The organism is Desulfococcus sp., assembly GCF_050178255.1.
GTDB lineage: Bacteria > Desulfobacterota > Desulfobacteria > Desulfobacterales > Desulfococcaceae > Desulfococcus > Desulfococcus multivorans.
Genome location: NZ_JBFXGG010000093.1, coordinates 1 through 11947, shown reverse-complemented (window position 1 = coordinate 11947; position 11947 = coordinate 1). Strand labels below are relative to the sequence as shown.

At 58.7% G+C, this 11947-nt stretch carries 7 protein-coding genes; all 7 read left to right on the top strand.

Going from position 1 to position 11947, the window contains the following annotated elements:
- The first annotated feature begins 582 nt into the window (after positions 1–582).
- The gene (locus tag AB7S84_RS13720) at positions 583–3069 is read left to right on the top strand and encodes a glycogen/starch/alpha-glucan phosphorylase (RefSeq protein WP_428155065.1); all 2487 of its coding nucleotides are present in this window, start codon (positions 583–585) and stop codon (positions 3067–3069) included.
- Positions 3070–3240: 171 nt separating this feature from the next.
- Positions 3241–3945, top strand: a complete 705-nt coding sequence (locus tag AB7S84_RS13715) for a DUF3313 domain-containing protein (RefSeq protein WP_020875923.1) — start codon at positions 3241–3243, stop codon at positions 3943–3945.
- Between the two features lie 197 nt (positions 3946–4142).
- On the top strand, positions 4143–5282 hold the full coding sequence (locus AB7S84_RS13710; RefSeq protein ID WP_428155063.1) for an efflux RND transporter periplasmic adaptor subunit: 1140 nt from the start codon (positions 4143–4145) through the stop codon (positions 5280–5282).
- 45 nt (positions 5283–5327) lie between these two features.
- Positions 5328–8507: an efflux RND transporter permease subunit gene (locus tag AB7S84_RS13705; RefSeq protein WP_020875925.1), complete on the top strand. Its 3180-nt coding sequence runs from the start codon at positions 5328–5330 to the stop codon at positions 8505–8507.
- On the top strand, positions 8500–9945 hold the full coding sequence (locus AB7S84_RS13700; protein WP_428155060.1) for an efflux transporter outer membrane subunit: 1446 nt from the start codon (positions 8500–8502) through the stop codon (positions 9943–9945). The genes AB7S84_RS13705 and AB7S84_RS13700 overlap by 8 nt, the downstream gene beginning before the upstream one ends.
- Before the next feature lie 217 nt (positions 9946–10162).
- Complete coding sequence (locus AB7S84_RS13695) at positions 10163–11284, top strand: sensor histidine kinase (RefSeq protein ID WP_020875927.1); 1122 nt, start codon at positions 10163–10165, stop codon at positions 11282–11284.
- Position 11285: 1 nt separating this feature from the next.
- Positions 11286–11947: sigma-54-dependent transcriptional regulator (locus AB7S84_RS13690; protein ID WP_428155057.1), on the top strand; the 662-nt coding region annotated here is incomplete at its 3' end.

The following is an 11947-nucleotide window of genomic DNA, read 5'->3' as shown; positions in this document are numbered from 1 at the left end:
AACATCATGCCCATCGGGACCCCCGAGGGCGACCTCAAAGCCATTCTGGGGTAATCAGATCGAAAATGATTGAGCTGACGGCGGGCATGTGCCTGCCGTCAGCTCACACCCCTCGCCACCAAAAAAACACACCGCTCATGCCCCATGCGCTACCCTGCCGACATCCGCACGGACAGCGCTGCCCCCCGTAGTTTACCCGCCACGGCATGACTTTGAGAACGCAGGTCACGCCGCAAACAAATGGGACATTCTCCTCATATATCTGGGTAATTATTTCTATTTGCAAAAGCATATTTTTTCTTTATAGTTCAATTCACTCTATTCGTATGCCGGTATCGGTCGGGTACGGCCACCCCCCTTCAGCGGCGAGTTTCCGGGCCGCCCGAAGCAAGCTTTAAAGGACTACCGACTTCACCGGTGCTCATCCACCCCTGTACCCGCTTGGAAAGTCGAGCCGGAGGCGGCGGCCCATAACCCGCACATAGGCGTAGACGGCGGCCGTCCGGACCATCCAGCCGGAAAAATTGACAGTGCCGGCCTCGGCCCGAACACGTTGACATATGCTGATCGGGAGGTTTGGTCATGAAACTGGAAGCAAAGGAAGATTTCCCACCGGCGACCGAAAACGATGCCCGCAGCGGAAACAGCGTCGCAGCGATCCGGAAGTCCATACTGGACCATATCCATTTTTCCCAGGCACGCCTGCCGGTCATGGCCACATGCAATGACTGGTATGTGGCGCTTGCATATACCGTCCGAGACCGCATGTTCGGACATTGGATGAATGTCGTCCAGGCGATTGCGGATCCCCAAAGAAAGATCGTCGGCTATCTGTCGGCTGAATTTCTGATGGGCCCGCATCTCGGCAATGCGCTCATCAATCTGGGTATACATGACAATACCCGGGCAGCTGTCGCGCAGCTCGGATTAAATCTCGACGACCTCCTGGCTCAGGAGGAGGAGCCGGGCCTTGGGAACGGCGGCCTGGGAAGACTTGCCGCCTGTTATATGGATTCGCTGGCCACTTTGGGCGTGCCGGCCCTGGGCTACGGCATACGGTATGAATTCGGCATCTTCAGCCAGGAAATCCGTGATGGCCGACAGGTCGAAAAAACCGACAAATGGCTCCGCCTGGGAAACCCCTGGGAAATTCACCGGCCGGAGTTGTCCTGCACCGTGAATTTTGGCGGCCGCACCGAATGGTTCCATGACGAGCGCGGGCGTCTGCGGATCAGGTGGATTCCAAACCGGGTCATCAAGGGAGTCCCCTACGACACACCGATTCCCGCCTTTCGCAAGGATTTCATCGGCATCCTGCGCCTCTGGAAATCCGAGGCGGTGGAATCCTTCGATTTCCAGGCCTTCAACGTCGGAGACTATTACAAGGCGGTCGACGAAAAGGTGGTTTCCGAGACCGTCAGCAAGGTCCTCTACCCCAACGACGAGCCGGAAATCGGCAAAACGCTGCGTCTCGCCCAGCAGTATTTCTTCGTCTCCTGCGCACTTCAGGACATGATCCGGGTTCATCTCATCCGGGGGAAAGCCCTGGATACGTTTCACGAGAGCTTCGCCGTTCAACTCAACGACACCCATCCCGCCATTGCCGTTGCGGAACTCATGCGCCTGCTCGTGGATGAACACGACATGGACTGGTGCGAGGCATGGACCATTACCCGAAACGTGTTTTCCTACACGAATCATACCCTTCTCTCCGAGGCCCTGGAAAAATGGCCCCTTCCGTTCTTCGGCCACCTGCTCCCGCGCCACCTGGAAATCATTTATGAAATCAACCATCGGTTTCTCGAGGAAGTCCGCCGGCACGCTCCAGGGGATGACGGCCTGGCTTCCCGGCTTTCCATCATTGACGAAGGCGGCCAAAAAAGCATCCGGATGGCGCACCTCGCCAGTGTGGCCGGCCATCGGATCAATGGTGTCGCCGAGCTGCACACGAAACTTCTGTCCCGGACCGTGCTCAGGGATTTTCATGCTATTTATCCCGACCGCTTTGTCAACGTGACCAACGGCGTCACCCCGAGACGCTGGATGGTGCTGAGCAACCCCAAGCTTGCCGGTCTCCTCGAAAGCGCCATCGGCGACCGCTGGATCTGCCGCTTCGAAGAAGAAATCGAAAAGATCGCGCCTCTGGCGGACGATCCGGCATTCCGTAATCATTGGCGGGAAGTGAAGCGCGGCAACAAGGCAGATCTTGCCGGGCTCATTCATGAGCGGACCGGCAACACCGTCGATCCGGACACCCTCTTCGATGTCCAGGTCAAAAGGATCCACGAGTACAAGCGGCAGCATCTCAACGTGCTGCACATCGTCACCCTTTACAACCGGATCAGGCGGAATCCGAACCTGGACATCACGCCGCGGACCTTCATCTTCGGCGGCAAGGCCGCGCCGGGATATGCCATGGCCAAACTGATCATCAAACTGATCAACGACGTGGGCGAGGTGGTCAACAGGGATCCCGACGTGGCCGGACGCCTCAAGGTCGTCTTTTTCCCGAACTTCAATGTCAAAAACGGCCAGATGATCTATCCCGCGGCTGAACTCTCCGAACAGATTTCAACGGCCGGCAAGGAGGCTTCCGGCACCGGCAACATGAAATTCTCCATTAACGGCGCATTGACGATCGGAACCCTCGACGGCGCCAATGTCGAGATCCAAGAGGCCGTGGGGCCTGAAAATTTTTTCCTTTTCGGATTGACGGTGGATCAAGTCAACGATCTCTGGGGGCGCGGCTACAACCCCAGACGGTATTACGAGGAAAACGCCCAATTGCGGGAGGCTGTCGATCTGCTCTATTCCGGGCATTTTTCCCCGGACCATCCGGCGCGTTTCGTTCCGCTGCTTGACACTCTTTTGAATCATGATCCCTACATGCTGCTTGCAGACTATCAAGCCTACATCGACTGCCAGGATCAGATTGCCGCTGCTTATCGCGATCAGGAGCATTGGACCCGCATCTCCATCCTCAACGTGGCCCGCATGGGCAGGTTTTCGTCGGACAGGTCCATTCGGGAGTACTGCAAGGATATCTGGCGCATAAGGCAGGGAGTTTGAACCTTAGGTATGACGCCGACGTAAACGCCATTGCTTCGGTCTATTGCTGCATGCGGAATGCCGCCAAATTCTACCGGCTCGGCAGGGTGCTTGGCAAAAATGAGGAAGTGATTCCCGGGAACCGCCCCAGGGACAACCATAACGCATCAACACCGAAAAAAGGAAAAGCCCATGATAAGACCGACAGGGAAAACTCCGGCAATCGCTATTGGGATTGTGCTGGCGTGCCTCATGACCGCCTGCGCAACGCAGAGCACGCAATCCGGCAAGCCTGCAGCCCCAATGCAATATTCAGGCTTTCTAAAGGACTATTACGGCAAATTGCAGCCCGGTCCGGAAGGCGGGGCCAAAATGCGCTGGGTGAACCCCGATGCCGATTTCAGCCGGTACAACAGGATTATGCTGGACAGCGTTGTTTTCTACCTTTCGGACGATTCGGCACATAAGGGCATCGATGCCCAGGAAATGAAGGCTCTGGCGGATAAATGCAACATGATTCTCGTCAATGCGCTCAAGGACGCCTACCCCATCGCGGCAAAACCGGGTCCCGATGTTTTGCGGATTCGTTTTGCCATTACCGATCTCAAACAGAGCAATCCGGAGCTGAGCACCGTCACCTCGGTGATTCCCATAGGTCTGGGCATCAGTATCTTCAAGAAAGGGGCCACGGGCGCCTGGTCCGGTTCAGGATCGACGACCGCCGAGATAATGGTTCTCGACGCCGTGACGAATGAGGTGCTCGCCGTTGCCCAGGACGAAAAAAGCGCGGGATTCACGGAACGGTTCAGCAAATGGGGGTCCACTGAAGAGGCGTTCAGGTTCTGGGGAGATCGGATCAGGATCATCTTGGATAATGTTCACGGCAGAACCCGGTAAGAACGCCTTCTCAAGCCGGGACATCAGATTACAGAACACGGTTATCCGCGGACCGATGTATTTCAGAATGTTGATGTCATGGCATATCCTGAAGGTTGATGCTGCTATCGCCGGCGCGGACGACAAATCGCCGTCTCAGGAAATTGTCATACGGGTAATGGGGCCATATCGGATATTTCGATGAAGGAGGAGGCAACGTGAAGAAAGAACATCTGCTGATGTTGATGCTCATAACGGTCGTGACGATGTTGAGCGGCGTCGGCCATGGCGGTGTAAAGGAAACCAAAGCGGTGACGGCAGCGGCACCGCCCGAGGTCGAGGTGACTGATGTGTTTGAAAAAGCGGTCCCGACCTCCCGCGAGTATGTGGCCGCCACGGACGGCATGATGAATGCCACGATTCTTGCCCAGGTGCAGGGATACCTGATCAAACAGAACTACCAGGAAGGACGTTTCGTCAAAAAGGGAACCCTCCTGTTCGAGATCGACCCGCGTCCTTTTGAGGCGTCGCTGGACGTGGCCAGGGCCGTTCTGGCCAGGCATCAGGCCGTGCTCACGACGGCCCGGTCAACCCTCAAACGCATCCTGCCGCTGGCGGAAGCCCGTGCGGTCAGCCAAAAGGATAAAGACGACGCCACGGGGCGGGTTCAGGCCGCCGAAGCCGAGGTCCTGGCCGCCAGGGCGGAGGTTCGCAAGGCCGAGCTTCAACTGAGTTTCACAAAAATCAAGTCCCCCATAGACGGCATCGCAGGCGCTGCAAAGGCACAGATCGGCGATCTGGTGGGCACCCCCCAGTCGCAGGAACTGACCACGGTCTCCACGGTAGACCCCATCAAGGTCTATGTGCCCATCAGCGAGCGGGAATACCTGCAGACGATGGAACACGCAGGTACCCGAAAACATGCCCCTGGAAAAACCGGGTTCGACCTGATCCTGACTGACGGCACCATCTGGCCCCACAAGGGAACACTGGGTTTTGCCGACCGGCAGGTGGATCCCCGGACGGGGACCATCCGGGTGGCCATTCTCTTCCCCAATCCCGAGAACATCCTGCGGCCCGGACAATATGCCAGAGTAAGAGCACTCCTGGAAACCGAAAAGGCGGCGATGGTGGTGCCCCAGCGCGCCGTGAGCGAACTTCAGGGCACTTACCGGGTGGCGGTGGTGGATGCCGACAACACGGTGAAGATCCGAAGCGTCAAGGTCGGCAGGCGCTCCGATGCATTCTGGATCATCGAGGAAGGACTGAAACCCGGGGAGCGGGTCGTTGTGGAAGGCATCCAGAAGGTGAAGGACGGCATCAAGGTAACCCCCCTGCCTTATTCGGCCGAACCTTAGGCGGTAGACAGCCTCTTCCGATACCCGAAGAAAGGTTGATTTTCCATGGCTAGATTTTTTGTCAACCGGCCCATCGTGGCGATCGTCATCTCCATCATTTTCGTCATTGTGGGCATCGTGGCGATGCTGGGGCTTCCCATCGCCCAGTATCCGGACATCGTCCCGCCGGAGATCGTCATCAACACGACCTATGTCGGTGCCGATGCCCAGACCGTGGAGCAGTCGGTTGCCACCCCCATCGAGCAGGAAATGAGCGGAGTGGACAACATGAACTACATGTACTCCCTCAACGCCAACAACGGCGAGCTGAAGCTCTACGTCAACTTCGACGTCAAAACCGACCCCAATATCGACCAGGTCCTGGCCCAGATGCGCAAGACCCAGGCCGATGCCAAAATGCCCGCCGAGGTGCGCGACTACGGGGTCACGGTCAAGAAGTCCACCTCTTCACCGCTCATGCTGATCGCTCTCTCCTCACCGGGAGGCAGCTACGACGCGACCTTCCTGGCCAATTATGCCTACATCAACCTGAACGATCAACTCACCCGCGTCCCCGGAATCGCGAGCGTCACGGTCTTCGGCGCCGGTCAGTACGCCATGCGGCTGTGGGTGAAGCCGGATCAGCTCGCCAAACTGAACATCACCGTTCCGGAGATCGTGGATGCCGTCAAGCAGCAGAACACCGTCAACCCGGCCGGTCAGGTGGGTGCTGAACCCGTGCCCCCCGGCCAGGAATACACCTACGCCATCCGCGCCCAGGGCCGGCTTTCGAGCCCCGAGGAATTCGAGCAGATCGTGCTGCGGGCCAACACGGACGGCTCGGTGGTAAGACTTAAGGATGTCGCCCGTACCGAGCTGGGGTCCCAAACCTATGCCATGGCCGGTCGTCTGAACGGCAAGCCTGCTGCCGTGCTGGCCCTTTACCAGCTTCCCGGCTCCAATGCCATCGAAGCCGTGGACGGCGTCAAACGGCTCATGGAGGCGACGAAGCAGAACTTCCCGGACGATCTCGAATACAGCATCCCCCTTGACACGACCCAGTCGGTACGCGCGGGCATCGAGGAGATCCTGCACACCCTGGTCGAAGCCCTGGTGCTCGTCATTATCGTTGTGTTCATCTTTCTCCAGGGATGGCGGGCGACCCTGATCCCGGCCCTGGCGGTGCCGGTTTCTCTGATCGGGACCTTTGCCGTGTTTCCCATTCTCGGGTTTTCCATCAACTCCATCGCGCTCATGGGCCTGGTGCTCGCCATTGGGCTCGTGGTTGACGACGCCATCGTGGTGGTGGAGGCGGTGGAGCACCATATCGAGCATGGGCTTTCTCCCAGGGAGGCGACAATCAAGGCCATGGAGGAGGTCTCCGGGCCGGTGATTGCCACCAGTCTGGTGCTCTCCGCGGTGTTCCTGCCCACCATCTTCATCCCCGGGATCACGGGCAGGCTCTACCAGCAGTTCGCGGTAACCATCGCCGTCTCGGTCCTCATCTCTACTTTCAACGCCCTGACCCTGAGCCCCGCACTCTCGTCCCTGATCCTGAAGCCCAGGAAACAGACCCGCGGGCCCCTGGGTGCCTTCTACCGCGGATTCAACAATCTCTTCGGAAAAGCCACGAACAGCTACGTAAAGCTCTGCGGATGGTTCATCCGCAAGTTCGTGATCAGCCTGATCCTGCTCGCCGTCATGTCGACCGCGATCGGTGCGGTCGGCAAGGGCGTTCCCGGCGGGTTTCTGCCGGAGGAGGATCAGGGATACCTCTACGCCGGGGTTCAGCTGCCGAATGCCGCGTCCCTGCAGCGGACGGACAAGGCCAGCCGGAAAATCGAGAAAATCATCATGGAAACCCCGGGGGTCGCGTTTTGCACCACGGTGGTGGGCTACAGCCTTCTCTCCGGCGTAGCCAACACCTACAGCGGTTTTTATTTCATTACGCTCAAGCCTTGGCATGAGCGGACAAGCCCGGAAGAGCAATACGGAGCCGTCATGGCAAGCCTCAATCAGCGTATGGGCAGGATTTCCCAGGGAGTCGCCTTCGCCTTCTCTCCGCCGGCGATCCCGGGCATCGGTACAGCCGGCGGCGTGACCTTTATCCTCGAGGATCGCTCCGGGAAGAATATCGCTTTTTTATGGGAAAACGTACAGCGGTTTATCGAGGCGGCAAAGCAGCGGCCCGAGATCGCCCGGGTCTCCACCACCTTCCTGCCCACGGTGCCACAGGTCTTCGTGGACGTAGATCGCGACAGGGTGCTCAAGCAGGGGATCGATCTGAACCAGGTCTATCGCACCCTGCAAGCCTTTATGGGCGGATATTTTGTCAATTACTTCAACCGATTCGGCCGACAGTGGCAGGTATACATCCAGGCGGAAGGCGAATACCGGACCGAGGCGGAACAGCTCGGCCAATTCTATGTGAGAAACGCCGCCGGCGATACCGTGCCGCTCTCCGCCATGACCACGACCCGGGAGCGTTCCGGACCGGAGTTCACCATGCGCTACAACCTCTACCGTTCGGCCCAGCTCAACGTGACCGCCAAACCGGGGTTCAGCTCGGCACAGGCCATGAAGGCCCTGGAGGAGGTGTTCGAAGCCGACATGCCGGCCGGGATGGGCTATGATTATCTCGGCATGAGCTACCAGGAGAAGAAGGCGTTGGAAGGCGTACCGGTCGCCGTGATCTTCGGATTGTCGATGGTCTTCGCTTTCCTGATTCTGGCCGCCCAGTACGAAAGCTGGTCCCTGCCCTTCAGCGTCCTCCTCGGCACGCCCGTTGCGGTTTTAGGCGCGTTTACCGGCCTTTTCATTCGACGGATGGAGTTCAATCTCTACGCCCAGATCGGACTCATCATGCTGATCGGCCTCGCGGCCAAGAACGCGATTCTGATCGTCGAATTCGCCAAGGTGGAATACGAAAAGGGAAAATCCATCACGGATGCGGCATTGGAAAGCGCACGCCTGCGACTGCGGCCGATCCTCATGACGAGTTTTGCCTTTATCCTGGGCTGTATCCCGCTGGCCGTCGCCACCGGATCGGGGGCCATTGCCCGCCGGGTGATGGGCACAGGCGTGATCGGCGGCATGCTGGCATCGAGCTTTATCGCCATTTTTCTGATTCCCATGACCTTCTACGTAGTGGAAAGACTGTCCCACCGGGGCAAAAGCGAGGGCCGGCAAGCCCTGACCGGATCTCAAGATCCGCAAGCAGAAAGAAAGGAAGAAGAACATGCGTAAACGGCTTCTTTGCTGCGCGCTGTTAATCACCGCGACAGGGTGCGCGATGGTGGGGCCGGACTACCGGCGTCCTGCCGTGGATGTCCCTGCCGCCTGGCGGATCGAGGAGAAAGAGGCCCTGGACCTTGCCGACACGGCCTGGTGGGAGCAGTTCAACGACCCGGTTCTGAACGGCCTGGTACGCACGGCGCTTTCGGAGAACAAGGACCTGATGATCGCCACGGCTCGGGTGGAGGAGTTCTTCGGCCGCTATTTTTCCACCCGCGGCGATCAGTTCCCCTTTGCCGATGCCGGTGCAAGCGCGTCCCGTGAGCGGGTAACCGAGGTGGGGCCCACCCCCATTCCTTCGGGGGTGGATTCGACCTTCGACTACTACGAGGCCTTCATGAGCGCCCGGTGGGAAATCGATTTCTGGGGTAAGTACCGCCGCGCTTCCGAGGCCGCCCGCGCCGAACTCTTTAGCACGGAGGAGGCCCGGCGGACGGTGGTTCTGACCTTGGTGAGCGCCGTAGCCGGCGCCTATGTGGAGATCCGGGCGCTAGACAAGCAACTGGAGATCACCCGCCGCACAGTGAAGACCCGATTGCAGACGCTGGACCTGTTCAAGATCCGTTTGGACCGGGGCATCATCCCAGAGATCGACGTGAGCCAGGCGGAGGCGGAATACGAGGACGCCCTGGCGCGCGTTCCCGAAATCGAGTTGGCCATCGCCCGGACCGAGAATGCCCTGAGCATCCTGACAGGCCGAAACCCTGGACCCATTCCCCGGGGACTCACCATCGACGAATTGATTCCCCCTGCGATCCCCGCCGGCCTCCCCTCCGATCTGCTGGCGCGGCGTCCTGATATCCGGGCTGCCGAGCAGGCCCTGATCGCTGCGAACGCCCGGATCGGCGTCGCCAAATCCCTCTATTTCCCGACGATTTCCCTGACCGGCGACCTTGGCACTGCAAGCGCCGATCTGTCGGATCTCTTCAGCGGCCGATCCAAGGTATGGAACGTCGGCGTCCCCCTGACCGTTCCGATTTTCACGGCAGGCCGCATCGGCGGCGAAGTCAAAAGCGCCGAAGCCTTCCGGAAACAAACGCTGTACGACTACCTTCAGACCGTTCAGAACGCCTTCCGCGAGGTGGACGATGCCCTGGTAAACCAGAAAAAATCAGATCAAAAACTCCAATCCCTGGTCAGGCAGACCCGGGCACTGCAGAATTATGCACGGTTGGCGATAATGCGTTATAATGAAGGCGTCACGAGTTACCTGGAGGTACTCGACGCCGAACGCAGCCTGTTCAATGTCGAACTGTCGAAAATTGCCGGCCGGAATGCAATGCTTCAGGCCCTGATCGACATCTACAAGTCCATGGGCGGCGGATGGGTGGCGACTGCGGAAACCGTTGTGAACTCGCAGCCGGTGAAGTCGGCGGGCTATATCCCGTGACATCAAAAAAGACACGACAGAGCGCTGCACGGTGATGCCGGAAGGATGCAACCCCGGATTTGTGCCATTCCTTATCGAAAAAACGGCAACGGATTTTCCGCGCGGTTTTTGTGATGAAATTCAGAAGATTCATACGATGTCGCCCATTTTGAGTTGACGCGGCATCCAGGGGCGATTAATGTTCGATCCAACGGCAAGGCCGAAAAAGGATCCCCGCATGCCCCGAGAAAAAAAGAAGCTCGACAACCTCGATAAAAAAATAGAGACATTCCTCTATTGTCTGGCCCAGGTCATGCGAAATTCGGAGATGCCCTTCACCGAAAAGGCCCAGACCATCGCGGGCATGCTTCCCCAGTCCTTCAAAGACCCTTCCTCGGCGGCCGCCTTCATCCGCCTGGATCAACAGGTGTTCTACAGCCCCGGCTACTCGGAAAAAAAGGCGACTCACGCCTTTATGGAACAAGTCTATATCGCCGGCCGGCAGCGGGGCATGGTCAAGGTCGTCTATTCCGGGAAACCGCCGGCAACAACAAGACAAAACCCGTCTGTCGTTCAGAAGGAACAGCGCCTGATCCGAACCGTCGCCCATCACCTTTCGCTGCTGCTCGAAAAGGAAGAGGGCGAAATCCGGAAGGTTGAACTGGAAGCCCAGGTGCGCCATGCAGACCGTCTGGCAAAGATCGGCCAGGTGGCGGCGGGGTTCGCCCACGAGATCAACAACCCGCTCAACAACATCCTGGGTTTCGCCCAGTTGGCCGCCGGTGCCGAGGGACTGCCGGCGCAGGCGGCCCGGGATATCGAAAAAATCATCCAGGCGACCCTCCATGCCCGGGAGGTCGTCAGGAAACTGATGCTTTACAGCCGCCAGGTCCCCCCGGTGACGCAAGCGGTCGACCTGAATCTGCTGGTCAAGGAGAACGTCTATTTCATGACCCATCTCTGCGAAAAACACCGTGTTGAGATCATTCAGGATATTGACGAGACCCTTGACGACATAACGGCAGATCCGTTTCAATTGCGGCAGGTGCTGATGAACCTGATCATGAACGCCGCACAAGCCATGCCAGAGGGCGGTCGCCTGACCATTCGGACGCGTCGTGAGGAAGGACATACGACGCTTACGGTGGCGGACACCGGAACCGGAATGGATCCGGCGACCCTGGAGCAGATTTTTCTTCCCTTTTTCACGACCAAGGAGATCGAACAGGGTACGGGACTCGGTCTCTCCGTCGTCCAGGGCATTGTCGAAAGCCACGGCGCGAATATCCGCGTTTCCAGCAAGGTGGGGGAAGGCAGTGTTTTCTGCATCACCTTTCCCCTGAAAAACAGCGAGGCATAGCATGCCGGAAAAAGATCCAACTGAAACCATGCGCATTCTGATCGTCGACGACAACCCTGAAACCCTGGAAATCCTTCAGCGACAGCTCTGCGGCGCCGGGTATGCGGCCGGCGTCGCCCCCGGCGTTGCCGAGGCCATCGGCAAGCTGGAATTCCATCCCGTCGACCTGGTGATCACCGATATGAAAATGCCGCAGCTGAACGGCCTGGACCTGGTGCGATACATCCGGGAGAATGCCGCGGACACGGAAATCATGATCATGACCGCCTACCCCCGCATCGACAACGCCATCCAGTCCGTCAAGGACGGCGCGGAGGACTATCTCACAAAACCGTTCACCGAAGCCGAACTGTTTTCGGCCATCGAGCGGGTCCGGGAAAAACTCCGCCTCAGAAGAAGCGTCCACGCCGACGTCACCCCTCCGAAATCTTACGGCATCATCGGTCAATCCGCCGTCATGCAGTCGGTCTATTCCCTCATCGACAAGGCGGCATCCACCCTGGTGAACGTCCTGATATCGGGAGAGAGCGGCACGGGAAAGGAGCTCGTCGCCCGGGCCATCCACTACGGCAGCGACCGGGCCTCGGCGCCCTTTGTCTCCGTCAACTGCACCGCCATCCCCGACACCCTCATTGAAAGTGAACTGTTCGGGCATGTCAAAGG

Excerpts from the sequence above, each read along its gene's own strand:
- AB7S84_RS13695 (WP_020875927.1), top strand. The coding sequence starts at position 10,163 with ATGCCCCGAGAAAAAAAGAAGCTCGACAACCTCGATAAAAAAATAGAG.
- AB7S84_RS13720 (WP_428155065.1), top strand. The coding sequence starts at position 583 with ATGAAACTGGAAGCAAAGGAAGATTTCCCACCGGCGACCGAAAACGAT.
- AB7S84_RS13700 (WP_428155060.1), top strand. The coding sequence starts at position 8,500 with ATGCGTAAACGGCTTCTTTGCTGCGCGCTGTTAATCACCGCGACAGGG.
- AB7S84_RS13715 (WP_020875923.1), top strand. The coding sequence starts at position 3,241 with ATGATAAGACCGACAGGGAAAACTCCGGCAATCGCTATTGGGATTGTG.
- AB7S84_RS13705 (WP_020875925.1), top strand. The coding sequence starts at position 5,328 with ATGGCTAGATTTTTTGTCAACCGGCCCATCGTGGCGATCGTCATCTCC.